Below are 16,789 nucleotides of genomic sequence, written 5' to 3' on the forward strand. Positions count from 1 at the left end.
CGGGGCCGCAGGGGGTGCGTGGCGGGGCTTTGGAAAGGTCACCCGCTCGCTTGCTTACTCGCTGACCGCTCGCTTGCTCACTCGCTGACCGCTTGCTTGCTTACTCGCTGACCGCTTGCTTGCTTACTCGCTGACGCCGAGCTTCTCCAGGATGAGCTGCCGGGCCCGGGCCGCGTCCGCCTTGCCCTTGCTGGCCCGCATGACCCCGCCGACGAGCGCCCCGGCGGCGGCGATCTTCCCGGAGCGCACCTTCTCGGCCGCGTCGGCGTTGTCGGCCAGCACCTGGTCGATGATCGCCGACAGCTCGCCCTCGTCGTTGACGATCTTCAGCCCGCGCCGCTCGACCACCTCGTCCGGGGTGCCCTCGCCGGCCAGCACGCCTTCGAGCACCTCGCGCGCCAGCTTGTCGTTGAGCGCGCCCGACGCCACCAGCTCGGTCACCCGGGCGATCTGCTCCGGCGTGATCGGCAGGTCGGCCAGCGGCGTGCCGCTCTCGTTCGACTTGCGCGCCAGCTCGCCCATCCACCACTTGCGCGCGTCGGCCGCCGGCGCGCCCGCCGCGACCGTCGCCTCGACCAGATCGATCGCGTCGGCGTTGTGCATGGCCTGCATGTCGAGGTCGGACAGCCCCCACTCGGCCTGCAACCGCTTGCGCTTGACCGACGGCAGCTCCGGCAGCGCCGCCTTCAGCTCCGCCACCCACGCCGGGTCGGGCGCGATCGGCACCAGGTCGGGCTCGGGGAAGTACCGGTAGTCCTGCGCCTCCTCCTTGGACCGCCCCGACGTGGTGGTGCCGGTGTCCTCGTGGAAGTGCCGGGTCTCCTGCGTGATCGTCCCGCCGCCGGCCAGCACCGCCGCCTGCCGCTCGATCTCGCTGCGCACCGCCCGCTCGACGCTGCGCAGCGAGTTGACGTTCTTCGTCTCCGTACGGGTGCCCCACTCGGACGAGCCGCGCGGCATCAGCGAGACGTTCACGTCACACCGCAGCGAGCCCTCCTCCATGCGCACGTCGGACACGCCCAGCGAGCGCATGATCTCGCGCAGCTCGGTGACGTACGCCCTGGCCACCTCCGGCGCCAGCCGGTCGGCGCCCGGGATGGGCTTGGTCACGATCTCGACCAGCGGGATGCCCGCGCGGTTGTAGTCGACGATCGAGTAGTCGGCCCCGTGGATCCGCCCGGTCGCGCCACCCACGTGCGTGGACTTGCCGGTGTCCTCCTCCAGGTGCACCCGCTCGATCTCGATCCGCACGGTCTTGCCGTCGACCTCGACGTCCACGTAGCCGTCGAAGCAGAGCGGCTCGTCGTACTGCGAGATCTGGTAGTTCTTCGGCATGTCCGGATAGAAGTAGTTCTTCCGGGCAAAGCGGCACCACTCGGCGATCGAGCAGTTGAGCGCCAGGCCGATGCGGATCGTCGACTCGATCGCCTGGGCGTTGGCCACCGGCAACGCGCCGGGGAAGGCCAGGCAGGTCGGGCAGACCTGCGTGTTGGGCGGAGCGCCGAAGGTCGTCTTGCAGCCGCAGAACATCTTCGACCTGGTGCCCAGCTCGACATGCGTCTCGAGGCCGAGCACCGGCTCGAACCGCTCGAGCGCTTCGTCGTACGGCATGATCGTGCCGGCAGTCATGGTGAGGTCCTTCGTTCAGATCGTTGCAGCATGTGCGGATCGCCCTAGAGCTGAGGGGCCTTGGACAGCAGGCTGCCGCCCCAGCGGCTCTCCAGGGCCTGCTCCACGGCCGCCCCGACCCGGTAGCAGCGGTCGTCGGCCAGCACCGGGGCCATGATCTGCAGGCCCACCGGCAGGCCGTCCTCGTCGGCCAGGCCGCACGGCACCGACATGGCCGCGTTGCCCGCCAGGTTGGACGGGATCGTGCACAGGTCGGCGAGGTACATCGCCATCGGGTCGTCGGCGCGCTCGCCGATCGGGAACGCCGTGGTGGGCGTGGTCGGCGACACCAGCACGTCGACCTGCTGGTAGGCGGCCTCGAACTCGCGCGCGATGACCGTGCGCACCTTCTGGGCCTGGCCGTAGTAGGCGTCGTAGTAGCCGCTCGACAGCGCGTACGTGCCGAGCATGATGCGGCGCTTGACCTCGGGGCCGAACCCGGCGGCCCTGGTCAGCGCCATGACCTCCTCGGCGCTGCGGGTGCCGTCGTCGCCGACGCGCAGGCCGTAGCGCATCGCGTCGAAGCGCGCCAGGTTGGACGAGCACTCCGAGGGCGCGATCAGGTAGTAGGCGGGCAGCGCGGTCGTGAACGACGGGCAGGAGACCTCGACGACCTTGGCCCCGAGCGACTCTAGGAGCTGCACGGCCTCGTGGTAGCGGGCCAGCACGCCGGCCTGGTAGCCCTCGCCGGCGAACTCCTTGACCACGCCGATGCGCATGCCGGCCACGTCGGGGTTCTTCGCGGCCTCGACAACGGAGGGGACGGGCGCGTCGATGGAGGTGGAGTCCATCGGGTCGTAGCCGGAGAACGCCTCGTGCAGCAGCGCCGCGTCGAGCACGTTACGGGCGAACGGGCCCGGCGTGTCGAGGGAGCTGGCGAAGGCGATCAGGCCGTAGCGGGACGAACCGCCGTAGGTGGGCTTCATGCCGACGATGCCGGTCACGGCGGCGGGCTGCCGGATCGAGCCGCCGGTGTCGGTGCCGGTGGACAGCGGCGCCTCGTACGCGGCCACCGCCGCGCTCGAACCGCCCGAGGAGCCGCCGGGCACCTTCGTCAGGTCCCACGGGTTGTGGGTCGGGTGGTAGGCGGAGTTCTCCGTGGAGGAGCCCATGGCGAACTCGTCGAGGTTCGTCTTGCCGAGGATGACCAGCCCGGCCTCGCGCAGGCGGGCGGTGACGGTCGCGTCGTACGGGGGACGCCAGCCCTCAAGGATCTTGGAGGCGGCCGTCGTCGGCATGTCGCGCGTGGTGAAGATGTCCTTGTGCGCGATCGGCACGCCGGCCAGCGGCCCCAGCTTCTCGCCGGCCCGCAGCCGGGCGTCGACGGCGCGCGCCTGCTCGAGCGTGACCTCCCGATCGACGTGCAGGAACGCCTGAACCTTGGGCTCCACCTCGGCCATGCGGTCGAGGTGCGCCTCGGCGACCTCCACGGCCGACACCTCGCCGGCCGCGATCATCGAGCCGAGCTCGGCGGCGGTCTTGCGGATCAAGCTCATGCCTCCTCCCCGAGGATGCGCGGCACCCGGAAGCGGTCGTCCTCGACGGCGGGGGCGCCGCCGAGCGCCTGGTCGGGCGTCAGGGACTGTCGCACCTCGTCGGCACGGAAGACATTGGTCAGCGGAAGCGCGTGCGACGAAGGCGGCACGTCCTCGGCGGCGACCTCGGCCACCTTCGCGACCGACTCGATGATGGCATCGAGCTGGGTGGCGTAGTGATCGAGCTCGTCGTCGGTGAGCGCCAGCCTGGACAACCGGGCCAGGTGCGCGACCTCGTCGCGGGTTATGGCGGACATGAGTCGTTGAACCCGTTTCGTGGATGGAGTCTTTGGACACTGCCATCCTAGGGGGCTTGACCTGGCAGCCCCGAACGCATTATCCCGCCGGGTACGTCCTCACCCGTAGAGCTCTCCGAGCCCCACCGTGCGCACATCTCCTTCATGGGCCAGTGAGGCGTCGAATCCCGTGCCGCTGTAGCACGTCAGGACGGTGTCGCTCACGTCGTACCCCTTGGCGTCGAGCAGGTCCCTGGCCCTCCTGAGCCGGGCGACGTGCCCGGATCCCATGGTCCTGCCCCATTTGGCCTCGCCGAGCGAGAGGACGCGGCGCCGCTCGCCGGGCATGGCGGGCGCGAAGACGGCGACGTCGATCTGGATCTGCTCACGACGTACGGGGTCGGTGACGACCCCTGAGCCGACCTCACCGGGCAGGTCATCGAAGAACTCGGGTTCGAGCATGACGAACTGGCGGCACATCTCCTCGAAGTGGGGGCCGAGAACCTGATCGCTGAACCTGGCTCGCGAATCGGCCCACACGTTGCGCGCGAGACCGCTCTCCAGCAGCCCCCAGCGTGGCCGCATGATGACCTCATAGAAGTGGATCAATGGCTCGCAAACGCGGAAGACGGAGCGCGAGGGCCGGAAGACGTCGGGCTCCCTCCGCAGGAGGTGACAGTCCTCCAGCACGTTGAGGTAGTGCCCGATGTCCGTGACCTTGCGGCCGACCTGAGAGGCGATCGCGCCCCTTGTGCAGTTGCCGGTGGCCACCGCCGCGAGGACCGACTGGTACATCGCCTTGTCCCGTGCCTCCACCTCCTCCCCCAAGAGATAACGCGCCTCCCTGAAGAGGGTCTTGTTGGGATTGAGCACCGTGCGCCGCACCCAGTCGTCGAAATCGTCGAGCCCCTCGCACACGTCGCCCTCCACGAAGGGCAGGTAGGCGGGAGTGCCGCCCAAGATCGCGTGGGTCATCGCCGCGAGCCGCCGGTCGGTCGCACCCCAGTAGTCGGCGGTGAGCCGGAAGTCGAAGGGCCGCAGCACCATCTCCAGCACCGCCCGTCCGCGCAAGGGAGCGTTGCCCGCGAGGAGGCGGCCCATGACGGACATCGCCGACCCGCACAACAGGAGGGAGACAGGCGCGTTGCTGGACACCGCGCGGTCGAACTCCCGCTGAATGATCGAGGGAAGATCCGGTGAGACGTTGCTCAGGTAGGGGAACTCGTCGATCACGATCAGTTCTCGCCGCTCGGCGAAGATGACGAAAAGCTGCTTGATCGCCGAATCCCAGCTCTCGAAGCTGAACGGCGCGGCGGCCCCGATGTGCTCGGCGAGAGCCGCCGAGAACAGGGTCAGCGCATCCCTTTCCACGGCCTGCGTCGCACCGAAGTAGAAGGCACCCGACTGCTGAGCGAGCGAGACCAGCAGGAAGGTCTTGCCTTGACGACGTCTCCCGCTGACGATGCCCAGCTTGGGGCGGGTGCCGGTGCGCTCGGCGAATCTGGCCAGATACTGCCATTCGTCGTCGCGGGCGAAGATCTCTGAAGGCTTTGACAGCACGGCCGCCCCTGATCACGTAAGTACGTTCCTAAGAAGTCTACTTCTAAGAAACGTACTTACGTATGAAGAACGCTACAGAGCGTCAGGCTGAGCTGCTGACCTCGTACTCGACCTCGGCCCCCATCCTCTCCCGCAACCACGCCGCGGCGTCCGGTGCCGGCATCGGGTGGCAGAAGAGCCAGCCCTGCCCCACGTCGCACCCCATTTCCGCCAGCCGCAGCGCCACGTCGTCCGATTCGACGCCCTCGGCGACCGAGCGCAGGCCGAGGGAGCGGACGAGGTCGACGATGGAGCGGACGATGCGGTAGTCGTCCTCGGACTCGGCGATGCGGCGGACGAAGGAGGCGTCGATCTTGACCTCGGACACCGCGAGCCGCTGGAGGCGGATGAGGGAGGAGTAGCCGGTGCCGAAGTCGTCGAGGGCCAGGGGGACGCCGAGCGTGGCCAGGGCCTTGATGGTCTCCTGGGTGTAGGCCTGGTCGCCGGTGAGGATGCGTTCGGTGACCTCGAGCTGGATCGCGGCGGGCGGCAGGCCGTACCGGGCCAGGCCGACTTCGAGCTGCTCAGGCAGGGCGGAGGCGAGCAGGTCGCGGGCGGAGATGTTGACGGAGATCTGCACCCGCAGCCCGGTGCGCCACCAGGCGGCGGCCTGTTCGAGGGCCTCCTCGATCACGTACGCGGTGAGCTGCCGCATCAGGTACGACTGCTCGGCCAGCGGCACGAACTCCGACGGCGCGATCATGCCGTGCACGGGGTGCCGCCAGCGCAGCAGCGCCTCGACGCCTTGGACGTCGCCGCCGGCCAGCCCGACCTTGGGCTGGTAGTGCAGGCGCAGCTCGCGGTTGTCGATGGCGCGGCGCAGGTCGCCGAGCAGGGTGAGGCGTTCGGGCGAGTTGCGGTCTTTGTCGGCCTGGTAGAGCTCGACGCCGGTGCGGCCCTCCTTGGCCAGGTACATGGCCACGTCGGCGCGCTGGAGCAGCAGCTCGAAGTCGGGTGCGTGGTCGGGGTAGAGGGCGATGCCGACGGAGCCGTCGAGGTCGAAGGTCATGCCTTCGAGGCGTACGGGCTCGGTGAGCGCCGCCCGCAGCCGGGCCGCGACCTCCCTGGCGGCGTGGGCGTCCCTGATCGAGGGCAGCAGCACGGCGAACTCGTCGCCGCCGAGCCTGGCCACGACGTCGCCGGGGCGTACGGAGTGAGTGAGCCGATGCGCGATGAGCTGCAGCAGCCGGTCGCCGACGGGGTGCCCCAGCGTGTCGTTGACCTCCTTGAACCGGTCGAGGTCGAGCAGGAACAGCCCGACCCGCTCGTCCTGGCGCGCCTCGGCCAGCGCCTCCTCGGTGCTGACGATGAGCATCTTGCGGTTGGGCAGGCCGGTCAGCTCGTCGTGCAGGGCCTGGTGGTCGCGGCGCATGGACAGCGTGGCGGTGAAGTAGACGGCGGCCAGCGGGGCGACGAACAGGGGCACGAGGCCGGGCGAGTGGCTCATGACGACCACGACCAGGGGCGCCAGGCCGAGCAGGCCGGTGTAGACGAGGCCCTGCGGGCCGACGGTGACCTTCAGCACGCGCACGATCGAGCGCCGCTCGTGCAGCGCGACGGCGCCGCTGACGAGGGTGGCCCTGGTGACGAAGTACGCGATGCCGGCCAGCGCGATGGCCAGCAGGTCGTTCCCGGCGGGCACCCAGGGCGCGGCGGGGCTGGGCACGATGCCGAACGTGCCGAGCACGACGGCCGCGGCGGTGAGCGCGAGCGTGGACTGGGCGATGTTGAACATGACCCGGTGCCAGGACTTGCGCGTGACCACCCCGTTGATGATCACGGCGACGGCCTGCATGAGCACGGCCACGGGCAGCCCGAGGTGGAGCAGCACGGCGAAGGTGAACATGGTGGAGGGATAGGTGCCGCCCACGGCCGTCGCGGACGAGACCATGACGGGCCGCAGCTCCCCCAGGACCACCAGGACCGCGAGCACCCAGAACAGCGGCGTGCGGGCGAGCCCCGCCACCCCGGTCGCGTCGAGCCTGAGCATGGCCACCACCAGGGCGGTGAAGCCGATCACAGTGATGCCCGCGAGGTATCCCCACAAGGGCGTGCCGACGCGTGGTCCGGTGTCGCGGGTGTCGGTTGGGTCAGTCATCGGTAACAGAACCCCCATTAGGTCACTATGGGAGGGTACGACCTTCACCCCACTTCGCGAAACCAAGCGCGTACGGTCCGTAGTTCTAGTCTCCAGACATATACCCAAAAAGCACCCTCAGTAGCAAACCGAGCACACAACGCCGAAGGGGCCCGCCCGCACACCCTCCGCGGACGAACCCCTCCCGGCTCCAGACGTCAGCCCTCGGGCGTGACCGCCACCCCGGCCGCCGCCTCCGGCCCGTCGTTCAGCAGCACCTCGAACCCGGCCCCGTCGAGGATCGGCACGCCCAGGGTGACCGCCTTGTCGTACTTCGACCCGGCGTTCTCCCCCGCGATCAGGAACGACGTCTTCTTCGACACCGACCCCGACACCTTCCCGCCCCGGCTGGTGAGCGCCTCGGCGGCGGTGTCACGCGTGTAGCCCTCCAGGGTGCCCGTCACCACGAACGTCAGGCCCTGCAACGTCTGCGGGCCCTTCTCGGGCGCGGGTTCGTCCTCCATGCGCACGCCCGCCGCCCGCCACCGCTCGATGATCTCGCGGTGCCAGTCGACCTCGAACCACTCCTTGATCGTGGCCGCCACCCTGGGCCCGATGCCCTCGACCGCGGCCAGCTCCTCCTCGGAGGCGTTCATGATGGCGTCGATCGAGCGCATGGCGTCGGCCAGCGCCCGCGCCGTGGGCGGGCCGATGTGCCGGATCGACAGGGCGACCAGCACCTGCGCGAGCGAGGATTCCTTGGCCCGCTCCAGCTCCTCCATCAGGCGCAACGCGTTCTGGCTGGGCTCGCCGTTGATGTTGGAGAAGAACGTGACGACCTTCTCCTCGCCCGTCTTCGGGTCGATCTTGGGCAGGCCGGTGTCCTGGTCGCGGACCACCGACCTGATCGGCAGCAGCCGCTCCAGCGTCAGGTCGAACAGGTCGGCCTCGGTGCGCACCACCGGCTCCTGCGGCGGCAGCGGCTGGGTGAGCGCGGTGGCGGCGACGTAGCCGAGCCCGTCGATGTCGAGCGCGCGCCGCCCGGCGGCGAAGAAGATGCGCTCGCGGATCTGGGCCGGGCAGCCGCGCGCGTTGGGGCAGCGCAGGTCGGCGTCGCCCTCCTTCTCGTACGCCAGCTCCGTGCCGCACTCGGGGCAGTGCGTGGGCATGACGAACTCCCGCTCGGACCCGTCGCGCAGCGCCGCCACGGGGCCGACGATCTCGGGGATGACGTCGCCCGCCTTGCGCAGCACGACGGTGTCGCCGATCAGCACGCCCTTCTTCACCACGATCGCGGCGTTGTGCAGCGTGGCCCGCTCGACCGTCGAGCCCGACACCACGACCGGCTCCATCACCCCGAACGGCGTGACCCGCCCGGTGCGGCCCACCCCCACCTGGATGTCGAGCAGCTTGGTGTTGACCTCTTCCGGCGGGTACTTGTAGGCGATGGCCCAGCGCGGCGCCCGCGACGTGGAGCCCAGCTCCCGCTGCGTGCGGAAGTCGTCGACCTTCACGACCACGCCGTCGATCTCGTAGGCGGGGTCGTGCCGGTGCACGCGGTAGTACTCGATGAACTCGTTGATGCCGTCGAGCCCGTCGACCACCTTGTACAGGTCGCTGACCGGCAGGCCGAACTCGCGCAGCCGGTCGTAGACGTGCGACTGCGCGCGCGGCTCCGCCGCGCCCTCCCAGACGCCGATGCCGTGCACCAGCATCCGCAGCGGGCGCTGCGCGGTGATGCGCGGGTCCTTCTGCCGCAGCGTGCCGGCCGCGGAGTTGCGCGGGTTGGCGAACGGGGGCTTGCCCTGCTCCACGAGCTGCTCGTTGAGCTGCTTGAAGCCTTCGACCGGGATGTAGACCTCGCCGCGGATCTCGACCAGGCTCGGGACGTCGTCGCCCTTGAGGCGGTGCGGGATGCCCTGGATCGTGCGGACGTTGGCCGTCACGTCGTCGCCCGTGCGCCCGTCGCCGCGGGTCGCGCCGCGCTCCAGCTTGCCGTCACGGTAGACCAGCGCGATGGCCAGCCCGTCGATCTTCAGCTCGCACAGGTAGGGGCCGGGGTCACCCTCGGCCAGCCGCTCGGCCCGCGCCAGCCAGGCCGCCATGTCGTCGGCGCTGAAGGCGTTGTCGAGGCTCTCCATCCGGTTGAGGTGCTGCACCTTGGCGAAGTCGCCCGACGGCGCGGCGCCCACCTTCTGCGTGGGCGAGTCGGGCGTCTGCAGCGTCGGGTGCGCCTCCTCCAGCGCGAGCAGCTCCCTGAACCACTCGTCGAACTGGGCGTCGCTCACCGTCGGCTGGTCGAGCACGTAGTAACGCCAGCGGGCGTCCTCGACCAGCTCGCTGAGCTCCGCGTGCCGCTTGAGCGCGCTCACCGGCACACCCTCGACCTCATCCACGTGAGCCTCCTTCCGTACGATGACCTGTGCAAACGCTATCGTCGAGCACTGACAGAACGAGCCCCGACAGAACAAGCACCGGCGGAGCCACGGCTCATCCCTCCCGGGGATCGTCCCTCAGCACCTGCGCCGCCTTCCGCACGGCCGCCAGCGCCGCCCGCGCGTACCTCGGGGAGGCGCCCGCGAGGCCGCACGCCGGCGTCAGCACGACCTGCTCGGAGAGACGGTCGGGCGCGAAGCCCAGCCGCCGCCACAGCTCCAGCGCCGGCTTGGCCACCACGCCCGGGTCGGGCAGGCGGGTGTCGGTGCCGGGCACGACCCCCATGAACAGCGTGGTCCCGGCCTCGAACAGCTCGCCGAGCGCGTCGTCGTCGCGGCGCCGCAGCAGCGCCGCGTCCACCGACACGGCCCGCACCCCGGCCCTGCGCAGCAGCGCGTACGGCACGCCGGGCGCGCAGCAGTGCACCACGGGCCGCTCGAACGAGCGCAGCGACTCCTCCACCCGCCACTCCTCGACGGCCGCGAGCCGCCCGAACCCGGACGCGGTGGGCACGGTGCCCGCCAGCACCCCGGGCAGCCCCGGCTCGTCGAGCTGCAGCACGATCTCGGTGACGCCGGGCAGGCGCCGGCGCACCTCGGCGCAGTGGTCGGCGACGCCCTGGGCCAGCGAGGCGGTCAGGTCGCGGACGGCGCCCGCGTCGGAGAGCATCTTGTCCCCGAACTTCAGCTCGATGGACCCGGCCAGCGTCCACGGCCCGCAGACCTGCAGCTTCAGCGGCCCCTCGTAGTCGTGGGCGACCTCCTCCAGCCCGTCGAGGTCGCGCCGCAGATGGTCGACGGCCCGCTGGTGGTCGCGGCCCGGCCGGTCGCTCAGCCGCCACCCGGACGGCTGCACCTCCACGGGCAGGTCGATGAGCAGGGCCGCCGTCCGCCCGACCATGTCCGCGCCGACGCCTCTGGCGGGCAGTTCGGGCAGGTACGGCAGCCCGGGCACCTCGCCGAACACGACCCTGATCGCCTCAAGATGATCCTCACCCGGATGCGAACCGACCCCGGTGGCTTCCCACGTAGACATGGGCACAAGCGTAGGCTCTGCCGAATGAAGCTCACGAAATTCGGCCACGCCTGTGTGCGCGTGGAGAAGGACGGCAAGGTCCTCGTCATCGATCCGGGCTCGTTCACGCAAGACCCGGTGCTCGACGGCGCCGACACGGTGCTCATCACCCACGAGCACTTCGACCACGTGGACGTCGAGAAGCTGAAGGCCGCCTCACCCGACCTGGAGATCTGGACGTGCGAGGCCGTCGCGGCGGGGCTGAGCGAGGTGCCGGGCAAGGTGCAGGTCGTGCGGCACGGTGACGACTTCGAGACGGCCGGTTTCCAGGTGAAGGTGTTCGGCGAGTGGCACGCCAAGAACCACCCCGACGTGCCCGTCGTGCAGAACGTCGGCTTCCTGGTGGACGACGAGCTGTTCTACCCGGGTGACGCGTTCACCGTGCCGGCCGCGGAGGTGGGCACGCTGCTCGTGCCGACCGGCGCGCCGTGGCTGAAGATGGGCGAGGTGGTGGAGTACCTGCGCGAGATCCGGCCCGCGCGGGCGTACTCCACCCACGACGCCCTCTACAGCGAGATCGGCTACCGGCTGGTGGACGGCTGGCTGAAGATCGAGGCGGACAAGCAGGGCACCGACATCCGCCGGCTCAAGGTCGGCGAGTCGACCACGCTCAGCTAGCCGAGACGATGGTCGCCGAGCCGATCACGGTGGCGCCGGAGTAGAGCACGGCCGCCTGGCCCGCCGCGACGCCCGTGGCGGGCCGGTCGAGCTCGATCGTCAGCCCGCCCGCGCGCTCCTCGAACCGGCACGGGTAGACCTCGCCGTGCGCCCTGAGCTGCACGGTCAGGTCGTCGCGGCGCGACGGCCCGTTCCAGACGGGGGCGCCGCACGTGATCGTGGTGACCTCCAGCGCCGAGCGCGGCCCCACCGTCACCGTGTTGGACACCGGCTCGATGGACAGCACGTAACGCGGCCTGCCGTCGGGCGCCGGCCGGTCGATGCGCAGCCCCTTGCGCTGCCCCACCGTGAACCCGTGAGCCCCCTGGTGGCTGCCCACGACCTCGCCGCTCTGGTCGACGATCGGCCCCTCGGCCGAGCCGAGCCGCTTGGCCAGGAAGCCGCGCGTGTCGCCGTCGGCGATGAAGCAGATGTCGTGGCTGTCGGGCTTGTCGGCCACGGTCAGGCCGCGCCGGGCGGCCTCCTCGCGCACCTCGGCCTTGGTGGACTCGCCCAGCGGGAACATCGCGTGCCCCAGCTGCTCGCGGGTGAGCACGCCCAGCACGTAGGACTGGTCTTTGGCCTGGTCGACGCTGCGCGACAGCACCCCGTCGACCAGCTTGGCGTGGTGGCCGGTGGCGACGGCGTCGAAGCCCAGCGCCAAAGCCCGGTCGAGCACCGCCGCGAACTTGATCTTCTCGTTGCAGCGCAGGCAGGGATTGGGGGTGCGGCCCGCGGCGTACTCGGCCACGAAGTCCTCGACGACGTCGCGCTGGAAGCGCTCGGCCATGTCCCAGATGTAGAAGGGGATGCCGATGACGTCGGCGGCGCGCCGCGCGTCGCGCGAGTCTTCGATCGTGCAGCAGCCCCTGGCCCCCGTGCGGTGCGATTGGGGGTTGGCGGAGAGCGCGAGATGGACACCAGTGACGTCGTGACCGGCCTCGGCGATCCGAGCGGCGGCCACGGCGGAGTCGACGCCGCCCGACATGGCGGCAAGCACACGCAGTCCCATGACCGTTCCAGCGTACTGTCCGGCGGGGAGTGCACGACCTCGCCCCCGGTCTGGGAGTATGCGAGCATGCGACTGTTCGGGCGCAAGGACGCCGACGAGGAGGCCGGCGGGCCGGCCGAGGCCATCGCCGGATTCTGGACGTGGTGGCAGGAGGCCAGGCCCCGGCTCGACGCCCTGCTGGGCGCGGGCGACGCCGAGGAGGTGGAGAAGCTGCTCACCCCGGCGGTCGCCGCGATCCACCCCGGGCTGGTCTACGAGGTCGCCCCCGGCAAGGAGGCCGCGCACGCGCTGGTCGTGACCGCGGCGGGCGACGCCGAGCTGCGCTCGCTCGCGCACCGCTGGGCGAAGGCGGCGCCGACGCCCGACCTGCTGTGGGAGTTCCACCCGTCGCGGCAGGCCAACCCGATGGCCCTGGAGGTCACGCTCGACGTCGGCGGCTACGCGTTCGCTCTCGACAAGCTCACGCTGGGCCTGCGCGTGCCGCGCAACCAGCCGCGCGTCGACGTGGCCGCCTACCATCCGATCTTCGGCGAGCTCGACGACGACACCCGCATGGAGACCACGCTGCTGGCTCTCGACTGGCTGCTCGGCGAGGACGACGTCGCCCGCTGGGTGGGCGAGATCACCGCCGTCACGTTCGAGCCGATCGACGCCGTCGCGGCCGTGCACCTGCCCGCCGTGGTAGCCGACGTGGCCTCCAGTTACTCCGAGGAGGAGTGGGTGCTCATGGAGGGCCAGACCGGCACGGGCGCGCCGCTGGTCGCCACCGCCCGCCACCCGCTGCGCCCGGTCGACCACCCGCTCTTCGACCAGCACATCGCGATCACGCTCCCCTACGCGCACCGCGACGAGAGCGGCCTGCCGGTCGGCGACTCCCTGGCCGCGCTGCGCGACTTCGAGGAGCGCCTGGCCGCCCGCCTGCTCAAGCTGCGCGACGACGCCGTGCTGGCCGCCCACCTCAGCGCGGAGGGGCACCGGATCATCCATGTCTACGCCGACCCCACGAGCGAGGCGGCGATCCACGCCAAGGAGCTGATCGTGGGGTGGGAGGAGGGCGAGCCCCGGGTGGACGTCTCCGCCGACCCGGCCTGGACCGCGGTGGCGCCGTTCCTGACCTGAGTGCGGCTTGGCCGAGGCCGGCGCGGCCCTGACCTGGGTGCGGCTAGCCGAGGCCGGCGCGGCGGGCGCGCTCGACGGCGGCCGGCAGTACCTCGATGAGCCGGTCGACGTCCTCGCGCGTGGAGGTGTGCCCGAGCGTGAAGCGGAGCGAGCCGCGCGCCGCCGCCGCGTCGGCGCCCATCGCGAGCAGCACGTGGGACGGCTGCGCCACCCCCGCCGAGCAGGCCGACCCGGTGGAGCACTCCACGCCCTTGGCGTCGAGCAGCATCAGCAGCGCGTCGCCCTCGCAGCCGGGGAAGGAGAAGTGCGCGTTGCCGGGCAGCCGGTCGACGGGGTCGCCGTTGAGCACCACGTCGGGCACCGCGTCGCGGACGCGCCGGATGAGCTCGTCGCGCAGCGCCACCAGCCGCCGCTCCAGCGCCTCCTGCTCGCGCACGGCGGTGCTGACGGCGGCGGCCAGGCCCGCGATGGCGGGCGCGTCGAGCGTGCCGGAGCGCACGTCGCGCTCCTGCCCGCCGCCGTGCTGGACGGAGACCGGCGTCAGCCCCCTGGCCAGCAGCAGCGCCCCGGCGCCCATCGGCCCGCCGATCTTGTGACCGGTGAGCGTGAGCGCGTCGGCACCCGAGCCCGAGAACGACACGGGCAGCTGCCCCACCGCCTGCACCGCGTCGGTGTGGAACGGGATGCCGTGGTCGTGCGCGATGGCGGCCAGCACGTGGACCGGCTGGACGGTGCCGACCTCGTTGTTGGCCCACATGACGCTGATCATGGCGACGTCGTCGGGGTCGCGCTCGATGGCGGCGCGCAGCGTCTCGGGGTGGACGCGGCCGTGCTCGTCGACCTCCAGCAGCTCCACCTCGGCGCCCTGGCTCTCGGCCAGCCAGTGGGCGGGGTCGAGCGCGGCGTGGTGCTCGACCGAGCTGATCAGCACGCGCTTGCGGGGACGGCGCGCCCAGTAGAGGCCCTTGATCGCGAGGTTGTCGGCCTCGGTGCCGCCGGAGGTGAACACGACCTCGCTGGGCCGGGCGCCGAGCGCGGCGGCGATCGTCTCGCGGGACTCCTCGACCACCCTGCGGACCTGACGACCGGCCGCGTGCAGGGAGGAAGCATTTCCGACGCGTTTGAGTTGAGCCGTCATGGCCTCGATCGCTTCGGGGAGCATGGGGGTGGTCGCCGCATGATCAAGGTAGGCAGACGGTCTGGTCACGTGCTCAGGGTATCTCGCTTGCAACTGTACCGTCCGGACGGTACAGTAGAGGCATGCGAAGGGACGAGCTGTTGGACGCGGCGGAGGATCTGCTCTGCGACCAGGGCTCGGCCGCGCTCACCCTGGCGGCCGTGGCCGACCGGGCGGGCGTGAGCAAGGGCGGCCTGCTCTACCACTACGGCTCCAAGGAAGCCCTCATCAAGGGCATGGTGGAGCGGTTGATCGAAGACTTCGACGCACTGCTGGCCGCTCAGCCCGGCGACACCTATACCGAGCGCTACCTGGCCGCCACCCTGGCGGCCGTCCGCTCCGGGCGGCTGCGACGATGGGCGGTCGTCACGGGGGCGTCGGGCAACCTCTTCCTGCTCGCGCCGCTGCGCGAGGCCATGACCCGATGGCATCGCGAGGGGCTGAGCGAAGAGCCCGACCCGGTGGCGTCGCAGATCGTACGGCTCGCTTGTGAGGGGCTCTGGGACGTCGCCAGCCACGACCCGGAGCTGAACACGGAGGCCGACCTCCAGGCCCTGGAGCGGCGCCTCAAGGCGCTCATCAAACCCTCGCCCGCCTGACCGGCCGGCCTCGTCCGTGCCGCGTGCCCTGCTCTTTCGGTACGGCACCGACGACGCCCTGGACCACTCGACCGGCAGCCGATCGGCCTGAACCGATCGCGCACCGGCCCCTGAACCGGTCGCGCCCCACCGATGGGCAGGCACGCCTCCGGGCCGGGATCCCCGACGGACGGTAGCGCTTCCCGGCGGACGGTAGGGCTTTCCGGCGGACGGCCGGGATGTGCGACGTGGCCGGGATGTGCGACGTGGCCGGGATGTGCGACGTGGCCGGGATGCGCGACAGGCGGCGCACGCGTGCGTGCGTTCGGCCTGGCACCCCCGCCCTCAGCACCGTTCCCTCAGCACCCCCACCCACCCCCCTTTGCCCGATTTATCCACATAAAGCATGAAACTCAGTGAGGTGGCCTTATGACCCGCGAGCTGAGGAGTGCCCGTTACGGGGCGGTCCTCACCTTTGTCCTTGCCGGCCTGATGGTGGGCACGATGACCGTGCGCATCCCCGCCCTGACCGACAAACTCGGCCTGTCCGAGGCCATGGTCGGGACGATCCTGCTGGTGTGGGGCCTGGGCGCTCTGGTGACGATGCAGTCCATGCGCCGCGTCATGGCGCGCCTGGGCAGCCGGACGCTCCTGCGGGCAGGCGGCCCCCTGACGGCCCTCGGCCTCCTCGGCGTGGCCCTCGCCCCCGACCTTCCCCTGCTCATGGTGGCCGTGGCGCTCTTCGGCATGGCCTTCGGCACCGTGGACGTCGCCATGAACGCCCAGGGTTCCGCGGTCGAGCAGGCGTACGGGCGCCCGCTGATGAACGGCATGCACGCCGGCTGGTGCGTCGGCGCCATCTCGGCGGGCGGGCTGGGCAGCCTGGCGATCGCCGTCGGCCTGCCCTTCACGGCGAACGTGGCGCTGGTCGCGCTCGTCTCGCTGCCCGTCATGGTGCTGCTCGGCCGCACGTACCTCCAGGAGCGCCCGGCGGCCGAGACCGCGCGGAAGGGGCGCAAGCGCATGCCGCCGATCGTCTACCTGCTCGGCACCATCATGTTCTTCGCCTTCATGGTGGAGGGCACGGTGGCCGACTGGAACGGCCTCTACATGCGTGACGAGCTCGGCGCGCCCGAGGCCGTGGCGGCGCTCGGCTACCCGGTGTTCGAGGTGGGCATGCTGATCGCCCGGCTCACGGGTGACCGGCTGCGCGTCCGGTTCGGGGTGCGCGGGATGCTGACCGTGTCCGGGGTGGCCACGGCCGGGTTCTTCGCGGTCGTGCTGCTGGCGCCGGCGGCGCTGGTGGCGGTCTCGGCGATGTTCTTCGTCGGGCTCGGCGTGGCGACGATCTCGCCGCTCACGCTGTCGCTGGCGGGCACCGCGACGGACGCGCCAGGCCCGGCGATCGCCCAGGCCGGCGCCATGGGTTACGCGGGGCTGCTGCTCGGGCCCGTCGTGATCGGCTTCCTGTCGGACGCGACCTCACTGCGCACGGCGCTCGGCATCGGCGTCGTCCTCGGCGTGCTGATCGCCCTGGCGGGCCGCCTGCTCCCCCGCCGCGAGCCGGCCGAGCTCACCTCCCTGCCCGCCCGCGAGGCCGTGGAGGCCGCGGCCTGACACC

13 protein-coding genes are annotated in these 16,789 nt (G+C 71.2%); 4 read left to right on the forward strand and 9 right to left on the reverse strand.

What is annotated here, in order from left to right; all coding sequences use genetic code 11:
• Positions 1-123: 123 nt before the first annotated feature.
• The 7 genes from gatB to KIS93_RS24400 all read right to left on the reverse strand — a co-directional run bounded on the left by gatB (position 124) and on the right by KIS93_RS24400 (position 10,586).
• Positions 124-1,629, reverse strand: a complete 1,506-nt coding sequence (gatB, locus tag KIS93_RS24370; protein WP_080045486.1) for an Asp-tRNA(Asn)/Glu-tRNA(Gln) amidotransferase subunit GatB — start codon at positions 1,627-1,629, stop codon at positions 124-126.
• Between the two features lie 44 nt (positions 1,630-1,673).
• Complete coding sequence (gene gatA / locus KIS93_RS24375; RefSeq protein ID WP_080045485.1) at positions 1,674-3,164, reverse strand: Asp-tRNA(Asn)/Glu-tRNA(Gln) amidotransferase subunit GatA; 1,491 nt, start codon at positions 3,162-3,164, stop codon at positions 1,674-1,676.
• On the reverse strand, positions 3,161-3,460 hold the full coding sequence (gene gatC / locus KIS93_RS24380) for an Asp-tRNA(Asn)/Glu-tRNA(Gln) amidotransferase subunit GatC (RefSeq protein ID WP_080045484.1): 300 nt from the start codon (positions 3,458-3,460) through the stop codon (positions 3,161-3,163). Before gatC ends, gatA begins: the two co-directional genes overlap by 4 nt.
• Positions 3,461-3,559: 99 nt before the next feature.
• The gene (locus tag KIS93_RS24385) at positions 3,560-4,999 is read right to left on the reverse strand and encodes an AAA family ATPase (protein WP_080045483.1); all 1,440 of its coding nucleotides are present in this window, start codon (positions 4,997-4,999) and stop codon (positions 3,560-3,562) included.
• An 82-nt stretch (positions 5,000-5,081) separates the two neighbouring features.
• Positions 5,082-7,136 (reverse strand): putative bifunctional diguanylate cyclase/phosphodiesterase, encoded by a 2,055-nt coding sequence (locus tag KIS93_RS24390; protein WP_080045482.1) that lies wholly within the window; start codon positions 7,134-7,136, stop codon positions 5,082-5,084.
• Between the two features lie 197 nt (positions 7,137-7,333).
• Entirely contained in the window at positions 7,334-9,511 is a 2,178-nt protein-coding gene (gene ligA, locus KIS93_RS24395) for an NAD-dependent DNA ligase LigA (RefSeq protein ID WP_080045481.1), read from the reverse strand.
• Between the two features lie 94 nt (positions 9,512-9,605).
• Positions 9,606-10,586 carry a methionine synthase gene (locus KIS93_RS24400; RefSeq protein WP_080045480.1) on the reverse strand — a complete coding sequence of 327 codons (981 nt, stop codon included), beginning with the start codon at positions 10,584-10,586 and terminating at the stop codon, positions 9,606-9,608.
• 24 nt (positions 10,587-10,610) lie between these two features.
• Between KIS93_RS24400 and KIS93_RS24405 the strand changes: the two genes are divergently transcribed.
• Positions 10,611-11,243, forward strand: coding sequence for an MBL fold metallo-hydrolase (locus tag KIS93_RS24405; RefSeq protein ID WP_080045479.1), 633 nt, complete (start codon positions 10,611-10,613; stop codon positions 11,241-11,243).
• Here KIS93_RS24405 and mnmA read toward each other — a convergent pair.
• Complete coding sequence (gene mnmA / locus KIS93_RS24410) at positions 11,236-12,294, reverse strand: tRNA 2-thiouridine(34) synthase MnmA (RefSeq protein ID WP_080045478.1); 1,059 nt, start codon at positions 12,292-12,294, stop codon at positions 11,236-11,238. The genes KIS93_RS24405 and mnmA overlap by 8 nt on opposite strands.
• Before the next feature lie 66 nt (positions 12,295-12,360).
• On the opposite strand from mnmA, the gene KIS93_RS24415 reads away from it, so the two are divergent.
• A complete protein-coding gene (locus tag KIS93_RS24415; protein WP_080045477.1) occupies positions 12,361-13,413 on the forward strand; it encodes a DUF695 domain-containing protein in 1,053 nt (350 codons plus the stop codon).
• Between the two features lie 43 nt (positions 13,414-13,456).
• Here KIS93_RS24415 and KIS93_RS24420 read toward each other — a convergent pair whose 3' ends face one another.
• Positions 13,457-14,620 carry a cysteine desulfurase family protein gene (locus KIS93_RS24420; protein WP_268966918.1) on the reverse strand — a complete coding sequence of 388 codons (1,164 nt, stop codon included), beginning with the start codon at positions 14,618-14,620 and terminating at the stop codon, positions 13,457-13,459.
• Positions 14,621-14,673: 53 nt separating this feature from the next.
• Here KIS93_RS24420 and KIS93_RS24425 point away from each other — a divergent pair, with 53 nt between their 5' ends.
• The gene (locus KIS93_RS24425; RefSeq protein WP_080045475.1) at positions 14,674-15,189 is read left to right on the forward strand and encodes a TetR/AcrR family transcriptional regulator; all 516 of its coding nucleotides are present in this window, start codon (positions 14,674-14,676) and stop codon (positions 15,187-15,189) included.
• Between the two features lie 408 nt (positions 15,190-15,597).
• Positions 15,598-16,785 (forward strand): MFS transporter, encoded by a 1,188-nt coding sequence (locus tag KIS93_RS24430; protein ID WP_080045474.1) that lies wholly within the window; start codon positions 15,598-15,600, stop codon positions 16,783-16,785.
• Positions 16,786-16,789: the final 4 nt, after the last annotated feature.

Origin of the sequence: [Actinomadura] parvosata subsp. kistnae, from assembly GCF_900323885.1 — a bacterium.
In the GTDB taxonomy this organism is placed as follows: Bacteria; Actinomycetota; Actinomycetes; order Streptosporangiales; family Streptosporangiaceae; genus Nonomuraea; species Nonomuraea composti.